The organism is Streptomyces sp. NPDC060205 (assembly GCF_042728395.1).
In the GTDB taxonomy this organism is placed as follows: Bacteria; Actinomycetota; Actinomycetes; order Streptomycetales; family Streptomycetaceae; genus Streptomyces.
On the sequence record NZ_JBHWZP010000051.1, the window covers coordinates 18,901 to 39,626 of the forward strand.

Here is a 20,726-nt window from a genome sequence, read left to right on the forward strand (position 1 = left end):
AACACGGTCCGTAGCCACGCGAGGAACGCGGTCCGCAGCCGCCCGAAGAGGGCGGTCCGAAGCCGACCCCGGGCCGGGCCACGACCGAGTTGTGCAGCCTCCTGTCCGGTCCCGCGCCATCACGAGATATCTTGATGTCGAGCAATGTTGCAGACTTTGCAGACGTGGAGCGGAGCACCCGGTGACTGACTCGACCATCATCTACACGCACACTGACGAGGCCCCGGCCCTGGCGACGTATTCGTTCTTGCCGGTGGTCCAGGCGTACGCGTCGCAGGCCGGTGTCACTGTGGAAACCCGTGACATCTCGCTGGCCGGGCGGATCATCGCCCTCTTCCCCGAGTTCCTTGAGGAGGGGCAGCGCATCCCCGACGCCCTCGCCGAGCTGGGTGAGCTGGCCAAGACGCCCGAGGCCAACATCATCAAGCTGCCGAACATCTCGGCCTCGATCCCGCAGCTCAAGGCCGCGATCGCCGAGCTGCAGTCGCAGGGCTACGCGCTGCCGAACTACCCGGACGACGCCAAGACCGACGAGGAGCGCGACATCCGCGCCCGCTACGACAAGGTCAAGGGCAGCGCCGTGAACCCGGTGCTGCGCGAGGGCAACTCCGACCGCCGCGCTCCCGCGTCGGTCAAGAACTACGCCAAGGCCCACCCGCACCGCATGGGCGCCTGGACCGCCGACTCGAAGACGAACGTCGCGACCATGGGCGTCGACGACTTCCGGTCCACCGAGAAGTCCGTGGTGATCTCCGAGGCCGGCTCCCTGCGCATCGAGCTGACCGGCGACGACGGCTCCACCACCGTCCTGCGTGAGTCCGTACCCGTCCTCGCGGGCGAGGTCGTCGACGCCTCCGTCCTGCACGTCGCCGCGCTGCGCGAGTTCCTCACCGCGCAGATCGCCAAGGCCAAGGCCGACGGCGTGCTGTTCTCCGTGCACCTCAAGGCGACCATGATGAAGGTCTCCGACCCGATCATCTTCGGCCACGTGGTGCGCGCCTTCTTCCCGAAGACGTTCGCGCAGTACGGCAAGGCGCTCGCCACCGCGGGGCTGACCCCGAACGACGGTCTCGGCGGGATCTACAAGGGCCTTGAGTCCCTGCCCGAGGGCGCCGAGATCAAGGCGTCCTTCGACGCCGAGCTCGCCGAGGGCCCCGAGCTGGCCATGGTCGACTCCGACAAGGGCATCAGCAACCTGCACGTGCCCTCCGACGTCATCGTCGACGCCTCCATGCCGGCGATGATCCGCACCTCCGGCCACATGTGGGGCCCGGACGGCGGCGAGGCCGACACCCTGGCGGTCCTCCCGGACTCCAGCTACGCCGGTGTCTACCAGGTCGTCCTCGACGACTGCCGCGCCAACGGCGCCTTCGACCCGTCGACGATGGGCACCGTCCCGAACGTCGGCCTGATGGCGCAGAAGGCCGAGGAGTACGGCAGCCACGACAAGACCTTCGAGATCGCGACCACCGGCACGGTCCGCCTCGTCGACCAGGCCGGCAACGTCGTCCTGCAGCAGACGGTCTCCGCCGGCGACATCTTCCGCGCCTGCCAGACCAAGGACGCCCCGATCCGGGACTGGGTCAAGCTGGCCGTCACCCGCGCCCGCGCCACCGGCGACCCGACCGTGTTCTGGCTGGACGAGACCCGCGCCCACGACGCGAAGCTCATCGAGAAGGTCAACGCCTACCTGCCGGAGCACGACACCGAGGGCCTGGACATCCGCGTCCTGTCGCCCGTCGAGGCGACCAAGCTCTCCGTGGAGCGCATCCGCCGCGGCGAGAACACCATCTCGGTCACCGGCAACGTCCTGCGCGACTACCTGACCGACCTGTTCCCGATCCTGGAGCTGGGCACCAGCGCCAAGATGCTCTCGATCGTCCCGCTGATGAACGGCGGCGGCCTCTTCGAGACGGGCGCCGGCGGCTCCGCGCCCAAGCACGTGCAGCAGCTGGTCAAGGAGAACTACCTGCGCTGGGACAGCCTGGGTGAGTTCCTCGCGCTGGCCTCCAGCTTCGAGCACCTCGCGCAGACCACGGACAACGCGCGCGCCCAGGTCCTCGCCGACACCCTCGACCGCGCCACGGCCACGTTCCTGGAGAACGACAAGTCGCCGAGCCGTCGCCTCGGCGGTATCGACAACCGCGGCAGCCACTTCTATCTCGCGCTGTACTGGGCGCAGGAGCTGGCCCGGCAGACCGACGACGCCGAGCTCGCCAAGGTGATCGCTCCGCTCGCCGAGACGCTCACCGCGCAGGAGGAGACGATCGTCTCCGAGCTGAACGCGGTGCAGGGTTCGCCTGCCGAGATCGGCGGGTACTACCAGCCCGACCCGGCCCTGGCCGCGGCTGTCATGCGGCCGTCCGCGACGCTGAACGCTGCGCTGGCGACGCTGGCCTGATCGTGGCCTCGGTGTGCCGCTGACGGTTCGACGCCGTCCGCCGGCGCGTCGTGGCCGAGCGCGCAGTTCCCCGCGCCCCTGACGGGGCGCGCAGTTCCCCTGCGCCCCTTCCGGGGGCGTGGGGTTTGCTGTATCCGGACTCCTGACGGGCAGGTCGGTGATGGCGTTGCAGGTCGAGGCGCACGGGCTCGATGTGATCGGGGACGGCGAGCGCAAAGGCACGCCCCGCACGCTGTTCTGGCCCTGGTTCGGGGCAAATGTGTCTATTTTGGGACTTAGCTACGGATCCTTCGTGCTCGGGTTCGGGATCTCCTTCTGGCAGGCCCTGGCCGCCGGAGTGATCGGGATCGTCTTCTCCTTCCTGCTCTGCGGACTCGTCGCGGTCGCCGGCAAGCGCGGTTCGGCGCCGACGATGGTGCTCAGCCGGGCCGCCTACGGGGTGCGCGGCAACCGCCTCCCCGCCGTCGTGTCCTGGATGCTCACCGTCGGCTGGGAGACCGTCCTCACGGCGCTGGCCACCCTGGCCACCTCGACCGTGCTAGGCCGGCTCGGCTGGGGCGGCGGCACCGGGACCGAGGTGGTCGCCCTGATCGTCGTCGGCGCGCTCGTCGTGGCCGGCGGTGTGATGGGCTTCGACCTGATCATGCGGCTGCAGACGGTCATCACCGTCGTCACCGGGATCCTGACCGTCGTCTACATCGGGCTCGTCGCCGACCGCATCCACTGGTCGGCCGTCAGCGCCGTCCCGGCGGGCTCCGCCCAGGAGTTCATCGGCGCGCTCGTCTTCATGATGACGGGCTTCGGCCTCGGCTGGGTGAACGCCGCCGCCGACTACTCGCGCTACCTGCCTCGCGACTCCTCCGGCCGGGGCGTGGCCGGGTGGACGACCTTCGGCGCCTCGGTGGCACCGCTGCTCCTGCTGGTCTTCGGCCTGCTGCTCGCCGGCTCGTCGACGACCCTCAGCACGGCCGTCGCGGGCGACCCGATCGGCGCGCTCACCACGATCCTGCCCACCTGGTTCCTGATTCCCTTCGCCGTGGTGGCCGTCCTCGGCCTGGTCGGCGGGGCGGTCCTCGACATCTACTCCTCGGGCCTGGCCCTGCTCGCCGCGGGCCTGCGCGTACCGCGCTGTCTGGCGGCCCTGCTGGACGGCGTCCTGATGATCGCGGGATCCGTGTACATCGTCTTCGTCGCGGACGACTTCCTGGGCCAGTTCATCGGCGTCCTCACCACGCTCGGCGTACCGGTCGCGGCCTGGTGCGGGGTGATGCTGGCCGACCTGGCGCTGCGCCGCCGCGACTACGACGAGGCCGACCTGTTCCGGGTGAAGGGCCGCTACGGAGACGTCGAACCGCTCCCGCTGCTGCTCACCCTCGCCGCCACCGCGCTCGGCTGGGGCCTGGTCACCAACTCGGCCGCTGACTGGCTGGAGTGGCAGGGCTATCTGCTCGGGCCCCTCGGCCTCGGCGGCAAGGACGGCACCTGGGCCTACGCGAACCTGGGCGTCCTCGCCGCCCTGGCCCTCGGCTTCCTCGGCACCCTCGCACTCGGCCGCGGAAGGGTGCGTACGCAGGAGGCACAGGGCCCGAGCGGACCGGTGGACGGAAAGCCGCTGAACGCATGAGCGGCGACGGGGCCCCCGCCCGCCTCGCCGTCATCGACATGCGGCGCGTCTTCGCCGAGCCGGACGGCCCCTGGGCCACGCCCCGTTTTACACGTCAGAGCCGGCCCGTTCCCGTGTACAGATCCAGTTCCCCCTCCAGCTCCACGGCCAGCACGGTCGCCTCCTCGTCCAGATCGGCCGCCGCGGGCGCGTCGATCCACGTCACCCCCGGTACGGTGTCGAGCCCGCCCGTGACGTGATGGCCCAGTTCCGTGCCCGTGCCGAGGACGGTGACGCGCCGGACGCGGTTCCGCAGCCCCCGTACGGACACGGAGTCGCGCGGCGCGTCGAAGCACACCAGGTAGAGCGTGCGCCGGTCGGCGGACAGGGTGCTGGGGCCGTAGTGGTGCCCGGCGGGCAGTCCGGCGATTGTGCCGTACACGGCGTCCGAGTGCCGTCCGATCCACGCGCCGAGGCCCTCCATGCGGGCGATCTGCTCCTCGGGGATCGTGCCGTCCTCGCGCGGTGCCGCGGCCAGCAGCAGATTGCCGCCCATCCCGATGGTCTCGGTGAAGTACCGCACCAGCTGGCGCACCGACTTGAAGGCGCGGTCCTGCGGCCGGTGGCTCCATGAGTCGTTGATGGTGAGGCACAGCTCCCACGGGCCGTCCGGGGCCTGGAGCGGGGCGCCCTGTTCGGGGGTGGCGTAGTCGCCGTGGTGGAGCATCCGGCCGTTGAGGATGGTGTCGGGGTTGCCCGTGAGGATGAGTTCGGCGAGGTCGTCCATCCGCCACTGTTCCTCCGTACGCTCCCACTCGCCGTCGAACCAGAGGATGTCGGGCCGGAAGCGTTCGACGAGTTCGCGGACCTGTCCGTCGCGGTACGCGAGATAGCGCGTCCAGGCCGCCGGGTCCTCCTGGCCGGGCTCGGCCTGCGAGTACTCGTTGAGCGGCACGACGTACGGGCCCGGGTGCCGCTCGCTCGCGTAGTCCGGGTGGTTCCAGTCGGAGTGCGAGTAATAAAGGCCGACCTTGAGATCACGGGCGCGCAGTGCCTCGACGAAGCCGGTGACGAGGTCGCGGCCCGCCGGTGTGTCCCGGACCACGTCGAGATTGCGGTGGCCGGTGTCCCAGAGGGCGACGCCGTCGTGGTGCCGGGTGGTCAGGACCGCGTACCGGGCGCCGACGCGGGCGAACAGCTCGGCCCAGGCGTCGGGATCGTAGTGCGAGGCGCTGAAGCCGTCGAGCTGTTTCATGTACTGCTCGTGCGTCATCTCGCCCGTGTAGAAGGACCAGGACTCGGCGGCGCCACCGACGGCGTAGACGCCGTAGTGGATGAAGATGCCCAGCTTGGCAGCGGGAAACCAGGGTTGCATCGGCATGCGTCCACGCTAGGCGCGCGCCGTCGTCGGCGCGTGGGCGCCGGTCACCACTACTGGTCCGTTTTCACCTCGCGGCCCACGTACCGCGCGATCCCTTTACGTGGCTGTCATGTACCTGTAGCTTCCGCGCTGCAAGGAATTTCTGGAACTTGCCGGTTCTCCTTGCAGAGCAACTCGGCGCCCCACGGCCCGCATTGGAGACGCTCATGAGACGTACACCCCTCTGCCGGTCGCGGCGCCCGCTCCTCGCGGCGCTGGTGGCGACCGGACTGCTCGGCGCGCTCGCGGGGCCACCGGAGACGGGCCCCGACGCGATGGAGACGACCGCCGCCGACGCGAACACGGCGACCGTCTTCTACTACACGAAGACCAAGAACTGGTCGTCCACGTATCTGCACTACGCGCCGGACGGCGGCGCGTGGACCACCGTGCCGGGCACGCGGATGGAGGCGGCCTGCACGGACTGGGTGAAGAAGACCGTCGACCTCGGCTCGGCGGCCGGGCTCGCGGCCACCTTCAACAACGGCGGCGGCACCTGGGACAACAACGGCGGCGCCGACTACGCGCTCGGCACCGGGAACATCACCGTCAAGGACGGGGTGATCGCCCACAGCGACCCGTGCGCCGGCACCGAACCGGCCGAGGGGAACAAGGCCACGGTCTACTACTCGACGGCCACCACCGGCTGGACGACGGCCAACATCCACTACGCGCCGACCGGCGGCACCTGGACGGCCTCACCCGGCGTCGGCATGGAGGCCGCCTGCACCGGCTGGTGGAAGAAGACCCTCGACCTCGGCACGGCGACCTCGCTGAAGGCCGCCTTCAACAACGGCAACGGCGTCTGGGACAACAACAACAGCGCCGACTACGCGCTCACCTCCGGCACCTCGACCGTCAAGGACCGTACGGTCACCGCGAACGCGAAGGATCCGTGCGCCGCCGCGGAGCCGGACACCGAGGCGCCGACCGCGCCCACGAAGGTGACCGCGAACGCCACGAACACCTCCGTCGTGCTGAGCTGGGACGCGGCGACCGACAACACCGGAGTGACCAAGTACCAGGTGACCCGCACCGGCGGCACCAAGGGCACGGTCGTCACGGACATCGGATCGACGGTGTTCTCCGACACGGGACTTGAGGAGCGGACGCCCTACACCTACACCGTGAAGGCGGTCGACGCCGCCGGGAACACCTCACCCGCCTCCGCCGCGGCCACCGCGACGACCGGGGACAAGGCCCCCGACCCCGCCTCCGGCACCCCGCTGGGCACCGACCCCCGCAAGGACCCCATCTACTTCGTCCTCACCGCCCGCTTCAACGACGGCGACAGCTCCAACAACCGCGGCGGCAGCCAGCACACCAAGTCGGGCAACGCGGCCAACAACGACCCCATGTTCCGGGGCGACTTCAAGGGACTGGTCGACAAACTCGACTACGTCAAGGCGCTCGGCTTCTCGGCGCTCTGGGTCACCCCGGTGGTCCTCAACCGCTCGGACTACGACTACCACGGCTATCACGGCTACGACTTCTACCAGGTGGACCCGCGCCTGGAGTCGGCCGGCGCCTCCTACCAGGACCTGATCAACGCGGCGCACGCCAAGGGCATGAAGATCTACCAGGACGTCGTCTACAACCACAGCTCCCGCTGGGGCGCCAAAGGCCTGTTCACCCCCACCGTGTACGGCGTCCGCGACTCCCAGTGGAGCTGGTACTACGACGAGAGGAACGAGGGTTTCGAGTACGACGGGCTCACCGTCGAACCCAAGTCCGGCAAGGCGTTCTACAACGGCGACCTGTGGTCGACCGCCGAGCCGTCCGGCAACACCTGCCTCAACTGGGGCAAGCCCACCGGCGGCAAGAGCGCCGAGGGCTACACGCTCTACAACTGCCAGTGGCCGAGCCCCACGTCGGGCATGTTCCCCAAGACGCTGTACCACCAGTGCTGGATCGGCAACTGGGAGGGCGAGGACGCGCGGTCCTGCTGGCTGCACGAGGACCTGGCCGACTTCAACACCGAGAACACCACCGTCCAGAACTATCTGATCGGCGCGTACGACAAGTACATCGACATGGGTGTCGACGGCTTCCGCGTGGACACGGCCGTGCACATACCCCGGGTCACCTGGAACCGCCGTTTCCTGCCCGCCATCCAGGAGCGGGTCACCCAGAAGTTCGGCGCCGAGGCCGCCAAGAACTTCTTCGTCTTCGGCGAGGTCGCGGCCTTCGTCAACGACAAGTGGAACCGCGGCTCGGTCAACCACTCCGCGCAGTTCTACACCTGGAAGGAGCGCAAGGAGTACAGCGCCGACGACGAGGCGGCGGCCCTGGAACAGTTCACCTACGAGAACGACCAGGGCACCGGGAACCAGCCGACCTCCACCAACGCCTTCCTGAACGGGAACAGCTACCACACGCCGGACCACAGCCGGTTCTCCGGCATGAACATCATCGACATGCGCATGCACATGAACTTCGGTGACGCGCAGAACGCCTACGGCAACGGCAAGGATTCCGACGACAGCGTCAACGACGCCACGTACAACGTCGTCTACGTCGACAGCCACGACTACGGGCCCAACAAGAGCAGTGAGCGCTACACCGGAGGCACCGACGCGTGGGCCGAGAACATGGCCCTGATGTGGACCTTCCGCGGCATCCCGACCCTGTACTACGGCTCGGAGATCGAGTTCCAGAAGGGCAAGAAGATCGACTGCGGTCCGAGCTGCCCGCTGGCGACGACCGGCCGCGCGTACTACGGCGACCATCTGGCCGGCAGTGTCACGGCCTCCGGCTTCGGCACGGTCGGCTCCGCGAGCGGCGAGGTCGCGAACACCCTCGCGCAGCCCCTGGTCAAGCACGTCCAGCGGCTCAACCAGATCCGCCGGGCCGTCCCCGCCCTGCAGACGGGCCAGTACTCCACCGAGGGCATCAGCGGCTCGATGGCCTTCAAGCGCCGGTACACCAGCGGCTCGACGGACAGCTTCGCCCTGGTCACGGTCACGGGCGCCGCCACCTACACGGGCATCCCGAACGGCACCTACAAGGACGCCGTCACCGGGGACGTGAGGACCGTCTCCAACGGCACACTGAGCGTCGGCGCCCCCGGCAAGGGCAACCTGCGCGTGTACGTGCTGAACGGCCCCGGGAAGATCGGCGCCGACGGCCCGTACCTGAAGTAGGCGCACGCAAGGGCGAGTCGGCGGGGCGGTCCACTTGGCGGTATCCGGTGGGTACAGCCGGCACCGGTCGCGTGTTCAATCACGGGTACCGCGTCACATACGGACCGCCCCACCCGTCAGGAGGCACCGTGATCGCCCCTCCCGAACCCGCACTCACCGCACGCGAACTCATCGACCGGGCCACCGCCCTGCGGCCCGTTCTGCTCGAACGGCAGGCGAAGACGGAGGAGTTGACGCGCTACCCGCAGGAGACGCACGAGGACTTCCTGCGGGCCGGCTTCTACCGCACCCTGCAGCCGCGCCGCTACGGCGGCTACGAGTTCGGGCTGCCGACCTTCTTCCGCGTGGTCACCGAGATCACCCGCGGCTGCCCCTCCACCGGCTGGGCCCTGTCCCTGACCGCCGCCCATGTCCTGCAGTTCGCCGCGCAGTTCGACGAGCGGGCGCAGGACGAGGTCTTCGGCACGGACGGCGAGTTCCGCGCCGCGTCCACCGTCGCACCCGTCGGAGTCGCCGAACCGGACGGCGACGGCGGGATCCTCCTGGACGGCACCTGGCCCTACTCCTCCGGCTCCCCGTACTCCACCCACTACCTCGGCCAGACCCTGCGCGCCCCCGAGAAGCCGGGCGACCCGCCCGGACCGCTGGTGCTGTTCGTCGCCCCGCGCCCGGTGTGGACCCTCGTCGACGACTGGCACGGCGTCCTCGGCCTGCGCGGCAGCGGCTCCAACAGCGTCCGCATGGACCGGGCCCGTATCCCCGGACACCTCACCCGGGAGGTGAGCCTGCTCGACCTGCCCGTGGAGGGCGGCACCCCCGGCTCGAAACTGCACGGCAACGCCCTGTACGCGGGACGCGCGCCCAGCGTCTACCACGGGGAGCTGGCGGCCATCATGACCGGCATCGGATACGCCGCCGCCGACGAGTACGCCCGGATCCTCGCCGACCGGCCGCTGACCCTGGAACCGGACCGTACCCGCGCGGAACTGCACGACTACCAGCGTCATCTCGGCGAGGCGCTCGGCATGATCCACACCGCGCAGGCCGCCCTCCAGCGCAACGCCGAGGACTACATGGAGGCCTGCCGCCGCAACGTCTCCGGCGAGGCGCCCTTCACCGTCGCCGACGACAACCGGCTCGCGTTCGTCTTCCTCAACGCGGGCCGCACGGCCTGGGACGCCCTGCAGAACATCCTCTTCCGCACGGCCGGCTCCCGCTACGCGCGCGACGGCGAACGGATGCAGCGCTACTTCCGGGACGCCGCCACCTACTGGTCGCACATCGGGGCGAGCATGGCCGAGCCACTGGCCCGGCGGGTCGGCTGTGACCGGCTGGGACTGCCCTCCCACGACATTCCGCTCATCCCGTGACCGTTGCGTGACGGGTGTGTGGAGTGGGCATGGCACCCCGCAGGACGGGTACGCGACCAGCCGCGCCCGAGTCGGAGACGACACGGGCGGCCTGTTTTCGCCACTACGTCTGGATGTGCCATGGAGATTTCCTCGAACGACAGCGCCACGGTGGAGGCCCAGCGCGCGCTGAGCGTCCTGGCCGAGAACGCCGGGGACGGCGCGGCGCTGGACACACTGGCCGGTAGTGACGTGCTGGTCCCGGTGCCCGACGACGCGCAGGACGAGACGGCGGCCGACCCCACGGTGGTGGCCCTGCCCGTTCTCGAACAGCCGGGCTCCGACCCGCTGGTCCCGGTGTTCACCTCGGAGGTGACGATGGCCGAGCTGCTGCCGTCCGTGTCGCGCTACCGCCTCGTGCCCCTGGGCACGCTCGCCGCGCAGTGGCCCTCCAGCGACCTCTCGCTGAGCATAGACGCCAGCACGCCGCACGGCCTGACCCTCGACTCGCAGGGTGTACGCACCCTGCTGGCGCCCCGCGCCTGAGCAGGGCGGTGCGGACGGGGGATCGGGCCCGGCCACATGCGGAGGGGAGCGGCCGGGCCCTGGGGCGCGGGCGTGCTCCTGCGCCCTGGGGCGCAGGTGTGCTCCCGCTCCCGCGCCCCTGGTCCGAAACCGTGGAAGCCGTGAGGGATGAACGGCGCCGACACCGTTCATCCCTGACGCACGGGCGCCGTGATCAACGGTAGGCCGACACCCGCGCCGGAATCGCTCCGCAAAGCGCGGCCGTTGTCCGCTATGCGCGGTGGCGCCCCTCAGCCCGAGCGCAGCGTCTGCGCGGGCGAGGTCCCGAACCGGGTCCGGTAGCGCTGCGCGAAGCGCCCGAGATGCGCGAACCCCCACCGGTACGCCACCTCCGTGACCGTGATCGTCGTGGGATCGGCCGCGAGCAGCTGCTCGTGCGCCCGCCGCAGCCGGACCTCGGTGACATAGGCGGTGGGGGACATCCCCACATGTTTGCGAAAGGCCTCCTGGAGGGCGCGCACCCCGATCTGGGACAGCGAGGCCAGCCGCGCCGCGTCGTAGTGCTCGTCCGGCCGCTCCTCGATCGCCTCCATGACCCGACGGACCGTCGCGGGCCGCGCCGCTCGCACGGGTGCCTCCAGCGCGCCGCGGTAGGAGTGGCCGCACGCGAGCAACAGCCCCTCCAGCAGGGTCTGTTCGATCCGGGACCGGATCAGCGGACGGGCCAGCAGTCCGTCCGAGGTGTTCTTCTCCAGCAGGCACCACAGCGCGAGATCGGCCCAGCTGCGCCCGGCCCCATGCTCGACGTCGATGTACGTCTCGAAGGACGGCGGACGCCGTACGGGCCCGCCGAGCAGGGCCTCCAGCCGCTCCTGCAGGGCAGCCATGTCGATCTTCACGGTGAGGGCGCGGCAGTCGGCCGACCAGTCGTCCACCCGGACACCGCGTTCCGGCTGGAGGAACACCGCGCGCTCGGGAACGGTGTACGCGGCCGCCCCGTACCCCTGTCTGCAGCGGAAGCGGCCGGTGAGCGGCACGGTCACGTGGTAGACCCGCGGTTGAGCGAAGTCGATCGTCACCTCGGTGCCGAAACTGATGTCGCCGACGGTCAGCGCGCCGAGTTCGACGACGCTGAGCCGGGTGAGGAAGTCCTCGGCCCTGCCCGGTACTTCGAGGCGAAGGTCGTAGTAGTGCTCCGCGATGACGACGAGCGACTCGTCCACGCGGCGCGTCTCGTAGCTGCTGACCCCGGCGTGCCGCTCTTCGTCCTCGACCACTGTGATCCCCCCGACACAGCCCGCGCCGTCCTCGGCACGGCGACATATGCGACGGTACGGGATGCGCCGCGCCCGGCGGAAGGATCTTCAGGCGTCGGCCAGCATGCGGGCCAGGGCGGCGCGCTGCAGGGGGCGGACCCGGGCGTGCAGGTCGCGGCCCTTCCGGGTGAGGGCCACCCAGACACCGCGCCGGTCCTCCTGGCAGATGCTCCGCTCCACCAGGCCCTCCTTCTCCAGGCGTCCGATCAGCCGGGACAGGGCGCTCTGGCTCAGATGGATCCGGTCGGCGATGTTCTGCACACGGCACTGCTCGGCGGGGGCCGGGTCCGTGCCCACCTGCGGGCCGGGCGCCGAGGTGCTCGACACGAGGATGTCGAGCACCTCGAAGTCACTGGCGCCCAGTCCGTGCGGATGGAGTTCGCGGTCGATCTCGCACATGGTGCGCGCGTGCACCGACAGGATGTCCCGCCACTGGTCCTCCAGCCGGGACGCGGCCTTCTCTGCTGCCATGTCCGCACGGTAACAGAGAAGAGGCCACTTATTGAGCGTGCAACTAGTGCAGTTGCATACAGTTGCCCGGGTCCGGGATCAGGACGCCTCCTGGACCAGGCCGATCGCGTTGCCGTCGGCGTCCTTCACGGAGGCGATCAGCATGCCGCCGCCGACGTCCTGGACGTCCTGGACCACCTCTGCACCGGCGCCGACGAGAGAGGCGAGGCCCGCCTTGATGTCGTCCACGTACCAGTAGGGGACCGGCCCGGTCAGCCCCTTGGCGTGCCCGTGCGGGTCGAGCCCGACCTCGGGCCGCCCCGGCGCCCGGAAACCCACGTAGTACGCCTCGTCCACGTACGGCTCCACTCCGAGGAGCGCGCCGAACAGGGCCTTGGCCCGGGCGAGGTCCTTGACGGGGTAGTTGATGGTCTTGAGGCCTTCGGCCATGACGGGCTCCTCCGTGGTCGTGATCGCGAGTCCCGATCGCGCGTCGGGATCGCGCATCGTGATGGCGCCGGCGGTCGTTCGTCCGCCGGTCTCCCGGCGGTCTCTCGCCGGTGCCATCACGCTACGACCGGGTGGTACCGGACCGCTTCTCCGATCCTGACCGTTCGCGGGCGGGGGAGCCGCAGAGGCCCGTCAGCCCGCGAAGATCTCCACCACCGACCAGACGGCGAGGCCGAGCATGCAGATCCCGCCGACGCGCTGCACGGTCTTCAGCGGTACGCGTTTGGCGATGAAGCGCCCGGCCAGCAGCGCCAGCGCCGAGACCGACATCAGGGCCGCCGCCGAACCGACGGCCACGGACGCGACCCCGTTCGTGGCGGCGAGGTTGGCGGTCGTGATCTGCGTCAGATCGCCCCACTCGCTGATGAAGACGGCCATGAAGGCGGTCGTGTAGACGGGCCAGAAGCCGGTGACGGTACGGCCGCCGGCGTCCTCCTCGTCCTCGTCGTCGCCCCCGCGCAGCAGCATGAAGGCGCCGAACGCGAAGAGCGCGGCCGACACCGACTTGACGGTCCAGTCGGGCAGCAGGCCGATGAGGCTGCCTGCGCCCACCGCGATGGCGACATGGACGATGAACGCGGTGGACGTGCCGAACCACACGTAGAGGGGCCGCATGCGTGTGCCCATGGCCAGCGACGCGAACATCGTCTTGTCCGGCAGCTCGGCGAGGAAGATCAGCCCGAAGGCGGTGAGGATCGCCAGAGGGTCGAGATGCATTCCGGTGGCTTTCTGTAGGGACCGGGCCCCCGGATCTTCGCGAAGCGCCCTCGGTCGGGGCGACGGGAGAACCGATCGGCCCGGCATGTCGGGTGCGCCGCGGGATCGCGGGCACGGCAATGCCTGGCCGAAGGTCTCGTCCACCCGTGTGTCACAGGGCCCGGCCACCGGGAACCCGAGGGCTCCAGTGTGTCGACGACCGGTTCGCAGGACTACTCCCCTTCGCAGTCACTCAGTCTACAGGGCATCTGTAGGGGCCGCGCATGGGGACGGGATGAGTGGGTAGAAGAGGTGCATTCCGTACGGATGGATCATCCCCGGGCAATCAGGTCTCCGGGGACCGTGCGGGGAGGACGGAACGCGGCACCATGACCATGACCGACGCGACCGGCGAAGACACCGCCGTGGTGATCCTCCGGGCCCTGAGCATCCTGGCCCACGACGGAGGGGACCGGCGGGCACGGGCGACGCTGGCGACCAGCGACGTACTGATCCCGTCCTACGGCCCGGACGACGACGGCGGGGATCCGATACAGCTGGTCCTGCCGGTCACGGAGCGGACCGTACTGGTCTTCACCTCGGAAGCACGCATGGTCCACTGCCTGCCGGGCGTCCGCCACTACTGTCTCGTCCCGCTCGGCGCGCTCCCGGCGTACTGGCCCGCGAGGAACCCCTCCCTGGTCATCGACGCCGGGTCACCGGACAGCGTGATGCTCACCGCCGAGGGCGTACGCACCCTGCTGTCCGCCGACGACCGATGAGCCTCCGCCTCAGGTGGACCGGCGTTTCACCAGCTCCGTCGGCAGGATCACCGCCGCCGGATCCTCTCCGCCGATCTGGGCGAGCAGCACCCGGACCATCTCGGAGCTGATCCGGTCGTAGGGCTGGCGGATCGTGGTGAGTTCGGGGCTCGCCGCGACGGCCGCGGAGGAGTCGTCGAAGCCGCCGACCGCGACGTCGCCGGGGACGCTCCGGCCCGCCCGGTGCAGTGCGGTCAGCACGCCCTGCGCCATCAGGTCGGAGGCCACGAACACCGCGTCGATGTCCGGTGCCCGCTCCAGGAGCAGCTCGGCGCCCGCCTCGCCGCTGGCCCGGCTGTAGTCGCCGGACGTCACGAGGCGTTCGTCGAGCTCGATGCCCGACTCGGTGAGCACCTCGCGGTAGCCCGCCAGGCGCTCGACACCCCCGGGGGTGTCCAGCGGTCCGGTCACCATGCCCACCCGGCGCCGGCCGAGCGACACCAGATGGCGCACCATGTCCCGGGCGCCGTCCCGGTCGTCCGCGGCCACGTAACTGATCTTGGAGCCGACGCCGATGGGCTTGCCGCACATGACGAGCGGCACACCGGCGTCGCGCAGCTGCTCGGCGACCGGGTCGCCGGAGTGGCTGGAGACCAGCAGCACTCCGTCGACATGGCCCGCCGTGATGTACCGGGTGATACGGCGCCGTTCGTCCTCGGTGCCCGCCAGCATCAGCAGCAGCGGGATGTCGTGCGCCGCCAGTGCCTGCGTGCAACCGCGCAGCAGGACGTTGAAGTTGGGGTCCTCGAAGAACCTCTCCTGCGGTTCGGTGAGCAGGAAGCCGATCGAGTCCGAGCGTCCGGTGATCAGCGAGCGGGCGTGCCGGTTCACGACGTAACCCGTCCTGCGGATGGCGGCGTTGACCGCTTCCTGGGCGGCGGGGCTGACATAGTGCCCGCCGTTCAGGACGCGCGACACCGTCCCCCGGGACACTCCCGCCTCGCGCGCGACATCGTGAATCGTCGGCGGTCGGCGCCGGCCCCCCGATTGGCTCATGGTCACGACTTTACGGCTCCCGACAGCAGATCCAGACTCCAGAACCGCTGGATGACCAGGAAGAGCGCGACGAGCGGGATCACCGCGAGCAGCGCGCCGGTGATGACCAGCGTGTAGAGGGCTGGAGTGTTGGAGCCCTGTTCGAGAAGGGTGAACAGACCGAGGGTGATCGGGAACTTCTCGTCGTCGCTGAGCATGATGTACGGCAGCAGGAAGTTGTTCCACACCGCCACGAACTGGAACAGGAAGACCGTCACCAGACCGGGCACCATCATCGGCAGCGCGATCCGGGTGAAGATCCGCAGTTCGCTCGCGCCGTCCATCCGCCCCGCCTCGACGACGTCGGCGGGCACGGCCGCGGCGGAGTAGATCCGCGCGAGGTACACGCCGTACGGGGACAGGATCAGCGGCAGCAGCACGGACGCGTAGGAATCCGTGAGGTCGGCCTTGGCCATGAGGAGGTACTGCGGGATCGCGAGGATCACGGGCGGCATCAGTACGCCGGCCAGCAGGATGTTGAAGACGGTCTCGCGCCCGCGGAAGCGGTAGATCGCGAGGGCGTAGCCGCTGAACGCCGACACGGCCGTCGACAGGAGGGCGCCGAGGCCCGCGTAGAGGGCGGAGTTGCCCATCCACTTCCAGTACACGCCGTCGCGATAGGCGTTGAGGTCCGAGACGTTCTGGGTGAAGCCCGTGCCCGGCAGGAACGTGAACGTGGAGAACAGTTCGCTGCCCGACTTGGTCGCGGCGATCACCACCCAGGCCACCGGCAGCAGGCAGTAGAGCGCGCCGATCAGCAGGGTCACCGTCGGGACGAAGGCGATGCGGCGGCGCAGCGGCGGCCCCTGGGCGGTACCGGGCGTCGTGCCGGCGGCGGGGGCCGCCTTGCGGACGGCAAGAGAACTCACTGTGCTGCCTCCTGCTTGTTACGGGAGTTCGCGGCCCGCAGGAAGCCGAAGGACAGGACCAGCGTGACGAACGCGATGATCACCGCGGTCGCCGCGGCGGAGTGGATGTCACCCTTGCCGAAGGCGTCCTGGTACACCTTCATCAGCGGACTCCAGGTCGTGGAGACGGAGTTGGTGAGGGGCTTGAGCGTGGTCGGCTCGCTGAACACCTGGAGCGTCGCGATGATCGAGAAGAAGAAGGTGAGCACCAGTGAGGGCACCACCATCGGGATCTTGATCCTGAGCGCGGTCTGCAGTGGGGTGGCGCCGTCCAGCTCGGCCGCCTCGTACACCTCGGCGGGGATGGCCTGCAGCGCGGTGTAGATGACGATCATGTTGAAGCCGGTGCCGCCCCATACCGCGATGTTGGACAGCGCGACGTACAGCGGCCCGCCGTCCAGCAGATCCGGCTGCGGCAGGCCCAGCCGGTCGAGGACGAAGTAGAAGGGGCTGACGTCCGGCAGATAGAGGAAGCCCCAGAGCATCGCGGCGACGACACCGGGAATGGCGTACGGCAGGAAGATCGCGAGCCGGGTGACCGGCGCGAGGCGGACCCGGTCGGCGTCGAGCATCAGCGCGAAGAGCAGCGCGAGCCCCAGCATGACCGGGACGACGATGGCGCCGTACCCGAGCACGCGCAGCGCTCCGGCGAGCAGTTCGGAGTCGGTCAGGGAGTCGGTGTAGTTCTCCAGGCCCGCCCAGACTTCCTTCCGGGCCCCCGAGCCGAGGCCCAGGCCCTTGACCTGCACCTTGTGCAGACTGAGCCAGACCGCGTACCCGATGGGCAGTGCGAAGAACAGGGCGAACAGGATCGTCGCGGGGAGGAGGAAGGCATAGGGAGCCCCTTTGACCCCGTATGCCTTCCGGTTCCGGCGTGCGGTGGTCACTCCGCGACCTCGAAGCCCTGCTTCTCCAGGTCCGCGACGGTGTCGTCCTGCATCTTCGTCAGGGCCGCGCCGAAGTCCGACTTGTTCTTGGCGGCCGAGCCGAAGGCGTCCTTGAACGTGGTGTACGCGACGTTCACGTTCGGGCCCCATGCGGAGGGCGCGGTGGTCTTCGCGATGGCGGAGGCCTGGGTGTAGAAGTCCGGCTGGTTCGAGAAGTAGGCCGGCGGCTCGGTGAAGGCGTCACTGGTCTGCGCGGTCGTGGCGGCCGGATAGATGCCGCCCTCCTTCGCGAGCGCGGTCAGCGCCTCGGGATCCGTGTTCAGCCAGGTGGCGAACTTCGCGGCGGCCGACTTGTGCGCGGAGTCCGTGGTGACGGCCGTGGACGAACCGCCCCAGCTGCCCGTGACGTTCTCGGCGGCGGACCACTGGGGCAGCGGGGCCATCGCCCACTTGCCCTTGGTGTCGGGCGCGGCGGTGGTGAGGGTGCCCGGCGCCCAGACGGCGCTCACCCAGGCGATCTGCTTGCCGGTGTTCAGCGCCTTGTTCCAGGCGGGCGTGTACATCGGCTGGTTGTCGATCGCGCCCTCCTCGACGAGACCGCCCCAGAAGTCGGCGACCTTCTGCGAGGCGGCGTCGTCGATGCCGACCTTCCACTTGTCGCCCTCGGTGGTCCACCACTTGGCACCGGCCTGCTGCGCGAGACCGGCGAACAGCCCGGAGTCGTTGGCGGAGAACGTGGTCAGGTCCGTCTGCGGCGCCTTCTTCTTCAGCGCGCGGGCGGTCTCGGCGAACTCCTCCCACGTCTTCGGGACGTCGAGGCCGTACTTCTTGAACAGGTCCTGGCGGTAGTAGAACATCATCGGCCCGGAGTCCTGCGGGATCGCGTACACCGCGTCCGAGCCCAGCGTCGTCTGCTGCCAGACGCCCTCGGCGAACTTGTCCTTCACCCCGTCCACGTCACCGGCTATGTCGGCGAGCGCGTCGTTGCTGACCAGTGTCGGCAGCGCCTGGTACTCGGCCTGGACCAGGTCCGGGGCCTTCTTGGCCTTGTGCGCGGTGAGGATCTTGGTGACCAGTGTGTCGCCGGACGCCTGCTTCTTGACCGTGACCTTGATCTGGTCCTTCTTGCCCTGGCCCGCGTTCCACAGCGCGGCGACCTTGTCCATGCCCGGGGTCCAGGACCAGTACGTCAGCGAGACGGGCCCGGAGTCGGCCTCGCTGTCGTCGTCGGAGGACCCGCAGGCGGCGAGCGAGGTGGCGCCGAGGGTGACGGCGACCGAGATGGTCACGAGGCGGCGCAGCTTCGTGTGTGGCATGGATGTATCTCCCTGACCGTGGCCTCCGCCTGCTGCGGAGGCCTGCCATGCTTCTGTGAGCGTTCACAGTAGAGAAACATCCCGGACACTTGTCAATGGTTGATGCTGTGCGGTTATGTTGGCCTCGCGCCGCTGGAACAGTGTGTGCACGTTCCCAAATGATCGAATGACCGGGAGACAATCCATGCCGGAGTCCACGCCGGAGTCCAAGCCGGAGACCACCCCCAAGGGCCTTGCGCGGCTCGCCTTCGGTGGGGACTACAACCCCGAGCAGTGGCCGGAGTCCGTCTGGCCCGAGGACGTCCGGCTGATGCGCGAGGCCGGCGTCACGATGGTCAGCGTCGGGATCTTCTCCTGGGCGCTTCTCGAACCCTCGCCGGGCACCTACCACTTCGGCTGGCTCGACCGGGTGCTGGACCTCCTGCACGAGAACGGCATACGCGTCGACCTCGGTACGCCGACCGTCGCGCCGCCCGCCTGGTTCTACCGGGAGCACCCCGAGGCGCTGCCGGTGGCCGTCGACGGGACCCGGTACGCGTTCGGCTCGCGCGGCGCCATCTGCCACAGCAACTTGCACTACCGCGCCGCCGCGGCGAACATCACCGAGCGGCTCGCGGAGCGGTACGCCGCACACCCCGCGCTCGCCCTGTGGCACGTCCACAACGAGTACGGGGTCCCGGTCTCGGCCTGCTACTGCGAGAGCTGCGCGGCCCACTTCCGCCGCTGGCTCACCGAGGCGTACGGCTCCGGCGGCACCGTGAACGCGATCGACGCCGTCAACGAGGCCTGGGGCACGGCCTTCTGGGGCCAGCGGTACGCGGACCTCGACCAGATCAACCCGCCCCGGCTGACCCCGACCGTAGGCAACCCGGGCCAGGCGCTCGACTACAAGCGGTTCGCCGACGCCACCATGCGCGAGAACTTCGTGGCCGAGCGGGACATCCTGCACCGCCTCGCGCCCGGCATCCCGGTCACCACGAACTTCATGACCGCCCTCAGCCAGTGCGACTCCGTCGACTACTGGGCCTGGGGCCGCGAGGTCGACCTCGTCAGCAACGACCACTACCTGATCACCGACGGCCGCCGTACGCACGTGAACCTCGCGATGGCCGCCGACCTGACCCGTTCCGTGGCGGGCGGCGCCCCCTGGCTGCTGCTCGAACACTCCACCTCGGGCGTCAACTGGCAGACCCGCAATCCCGCGAAGGCGCCCGGCCAGATGGCCCGCAACTCGCTCGCCCATGTGGCCCGGGGCTCCGAGGGCGCGATGTTCTTCCAGTGGCGGCAGTCACGACGGGGTGCGGAGAAGTTCCACTCGTCGATGCTGCCGCACGCGGGCACCGACTCGCGCGTGTGGCGCGAGGTCGTCGAACTCGGTGCTGCCGTCGACTCGTTGAGCACCGTGCGCGGCACCCGTACGGTGGCCGACGCCGCCGTCCTGTGGGACTGGCACTCCTGGTGGGCGCAGAACCTCGCCTGGCGGCCGAGCGAGGACCACGACCCGCGCGAGCGCGCCGACTCCTTCTACGAAGCCCTCTACGACCGGCACCTCACTGTCGACTTCGCCCACCCGGAGGCCGACCTGTCGGCCTACCCGCTGGTCGTCGTCCCGGCGCTCTACCTGATGACCGAGGCCGCCGGGCTCAATCTCAAGGAGTACGTCGAGAACGGCGGCACGCTCGTCGTCTCGTACTTCTCCGGCATCGTCGACGAGCACGACGCCGTGCACGACGGCGCCTACCCCGGCCCCCTGCGGGACGTACTCGGCCTGACCGTCGAGGAGTTCTCGCCGCTCCTCGCGGGCGACCGGGTGCGCCTCACCGGCCCCGACGGCTCCGAACTCGCCGCTGACGTGTGGAGCGAGTTCGTCGTGCCGCGCGGCGCCGAGACCGTGTGGACGTACGCCGACGGGCTCGCCGCCGGGCATCCCGCGGTCACCCGGCACCGGCTCGGCGCGGGGTCCGCGTGGTACGTGTCCACGCGGCTCGGCGCCGCCGGGCTCGACGCGTTGATCGGGTGGGCCGCGGATGATGCGCGGATCGCTCCGCGTGGGGATCTGCCGCGTGATGTCGAGGTCGTGCGGCGGGTGGGGGAGTCGGGGGAGTTCCTCTTCGCGATCAACCACACCGGTGTGGAGGTCAAGGTGCCGCTCGATGCGCACGGGACGGAGTTGCTGACCGGGGAGCGGGCTGCGGGGCGGCTCGCGGTGCCGGCGGGGGCGGTGCGGGTCGTGCGGCTCGACGACTGATCCGACCTGCAGTTTTCGCCCCCGCCGCCCTTACCCGTTCCCGTACCTGCCTCGGGGGCTCCGCCCCCGCACCCCCGCTCCTCAAACGCCGGAGGGGC

At 69.8% G+C, this 20,726-nt stretch carries 16 protein-coding genes; 7 read left to right on the top strand and 9 right to left on the bottom strand.

The window, feature by feature from the left end:
- Positions 1-181 precede the first annotated feature (181 nt).
- Together ACFWGJ_RS12285 and ACFWGJ_RS12290 are read left to right on the top strand one after the other, a co-directional pair.
- On the top strand, positions 182-2,401 hold the full coding sequence (locus ACFWGJ_RS12285; RefSeq protein ID WP_387322950.1) for an NADP-dependent isocitrate dehydrogenase: 2,220 nt from the start codon (positions 182-184) through the stop codon (positions 2,399-2,401).
- 160 nt (positions 2,402-2,561) lie between these two features.
- Complete coding sequence (locus tag ACFWGJ_RS12290; RefSeq protein ID WP_387322952.1) at positions 2,562-4,025, top strand: purine-cytosine permease family protein; 1,464 nt, start codon at positions 2,562-2,564, stop codon at positions 4,023-4,025.
- A gap of 94 nt (positions 4,026-4,119) precedes the next feature.
- Here the strand turns inward: ACFWGJ_RS12290 and ACFWGJ_RS12295 are convergent, their stop codons facing one another.
- Positions 4,120-5,385, bottom strand: a complete 1,266-nt coding sequence (locus tag ACFWGJ_RS12295) for an alpha-L-fucosidase (RefSeq protein ID WP_387322954.1) — start codon at positions 5,383-5,385, stop codon at positions 4,120-4,122.
- A gap of 206 nt (positions 5,386-5,591) precedes the next feature.
- On the opposite strand from ACFWGJ_RS12295, the gene ACFWGJ_RS12300 reads away from it, so the two are divergent.
- From ACFWGJ_RS12300 to ACFWGJ_RS12310, 3 genes are all read left to right on the top strand, one after another.
- Entirely contained in the window at positions 5,592-8,567 is a 2,976-nt protein-coding gene (locus ACFWGJ_RS12300) for a carbohydrate binding domain-containing protein (RefSeq protein WP_387322955.1), read from the top strand.
- Between the two features lie 128 nt (positions 8,568-8,695).
- On the top strand, positions 8,696-9,937 hold the full coding sequence (locus ACFWGJ_RS12305) for an acyl-CoA dehydrogenase family protein (RefSeq protein WP_387322957.1): 1,242 nt from the start codon (positions 8,696-8,698) through the stop codon (positions 9,935-9,937).
- A gap of 120 nt (positions 9,938-10,057) precedes the next feature.
- Positions 10,058-10,462, top strand: a complete 405-nt coding sequence (locus tag ACFWGJ_RS12310; RefSeq protein ID WP_210890655.1) for an SseB family protein — start codon at positions 10,058-10,060, stop codon at positions 10,460-10,462.
- Positions 10,463-10,731: 269 nt separating this feature from the next.
- Here the strand turns inward: ACFWGJ_RS12310 and ACFWGJ_RS12315 are convergent, their stop codons facing one another.
- The 4 genes from ACFWGJ_RS12315 to ACFWGJ_RS12330 form a co-directional block, all read right to left on the bottom strand.
- The gene (locus tag ACFWGJ_RS12315; protein WP_387322959.1) at positions 10,732-11,718 is read right to left on the bottom strand and encodes an AraC family transcriptional regulator; all 987 of its coding nucleotides are present in this window, start codon (positions 11,716-11,718) and stop codon (positions 10,732-10,734) included.
- A gap of 87 nt (positions 11,719-11,805) precedes the next feature.
- Positions 11,806-12,228 carry a MarR family winged helix-turn-helix transcriptional regulator gene (locus ACFWGJ_RS12320; RefSeq protein ID WP_387322961.1) on the bottom strand — a complete coding sequence of 141 codons (423 nt, stop codon included), beginning with the start codon at positions 12,226-12,228 and terminating at the stop codon, positions 11,806-11,808.
- A gap of 78 nt (positions 12,229-12,306) precedes the next feature.
- A complete protein-coding gene (locus ACFWGJ_RS12325) occupies positions 12,307-12,657 on the bottom strand; it encodes a VOC family protein (protein ID WP_387322979.1) in 351 nt (116 codons plus the stop codon).
- Positions 12,658-12,849: 192 nt separating this feature from the next.
- Positions 12,850-13,434: a TMEM165/GDT1 family protein gene (locus tag ACFWGJ_RS12330; RefSeq protein WP_384798856.1), complete on the bottom strand. Its 585-nt coding sequence runs from the start codon at positions 13,432-13,434 to the stop codon at positions 12,850-12,852.
- A gap of 368 nt (positions 13,435-13,802) precedes the next feature.
- On the opposite strand from ACFWGJ_RS12330, the gene ACFWGJ_RS12335 reads away from it, so the two are divergent.
- Entirely contained in the window at positions 13,803-14,195 is a 393-nt protein-coding gene (locus ACFWGJ_RS12335) for an SseB family protein (protein ID WP_387322963.1), read from the top strand.
- Positions 14,196-14,204: 9 nt separating this feature from the next.
- Here ACFWGJ_RS12335 and ACFWGJ_RS12340 read toward each other — a convergent pair whose 3' ends face one another.
- Genes ACFWGJ_RS12340 through ACFWGJ_RS12355 form a run of 4 tightly spaced genes read right to left on the bottom strand, consistent with a single transcriptional unit; the run spans position 14,205 to position 18,380 of the window.
- Positions 14,205-15,236 (bottom strand): LacI family DNA-binding transcriptional regulator, encoded by a 1,032-nt coding sequence (locus ACFWGJ_RS12340; protein ID WP_387322965.1) that lies wholly within the window; start codon positions 15,234-15,236, stop codon positions 14,205-14,207.
- On the bottom strand, positions 15,233-16,138 hold the full coding sequence (locus ACFWGJ_RS12345) for a carbohydrate ABC transporter permease (protein ID WP_366783579.1): 906 nt from the start codon (positions 16,136-16,138) through the stop codon (positions 15,233-15,235). The genes ACFWGJ_RS12340 and ACFWGJ_RS12345 overlap by 4 nt, the downstream gene beginning before the upstream one ends.
- Positions 16,135-17,064, bottom strand: a complete 930-nt coding sequence (locus ACFWGJ_RS12350; RefSeq protein WP_387322968.1) for a carbohydrate ABC transporter permease — start codon at positions 17,062-17,064, stop codon at positions 16,135-16,137. Before ACFWGJ_RS12350 ends, ACFWGJ_RS12345 begins: the two co-directional genes overlap by 4 nt.
- Positions 17,061-18,380, bottom strand: coding sequence for an extracellular solute-binding protein (locus ACFWGJ_RS12355; RefSeq protein ID WP_387322969.1), 1,320 nt, complete (start codon positions 18,378-18,380; stop codon positions 17,061-17,063). The genes ACFWGJ_RS12350 and ACFWGJ_RS12355 overlap by 4 nt, the downstream gene beginning before the upstream one ends.
- Positions 18,381-18,564: 184 nt before the next feature.
- On the opposite strand from ACFWGJ_RS12355, the gene ACFWGJ_RS12360 reads away from it, so the two are divergent.
- Complete coding sequence (locus ACFWGJ_RS12360) at positions 18,565-20,628, top strand: beta-galactosidase (RefSeq protein ID WP_387322971.1); 2,064 nt, start codon at positions 18,565-18,567, stop codon at positions 20,626-20,628.
- The last annotated feature ends 98 nt before the right edge of the window (positions 20,629-20,726 follow it).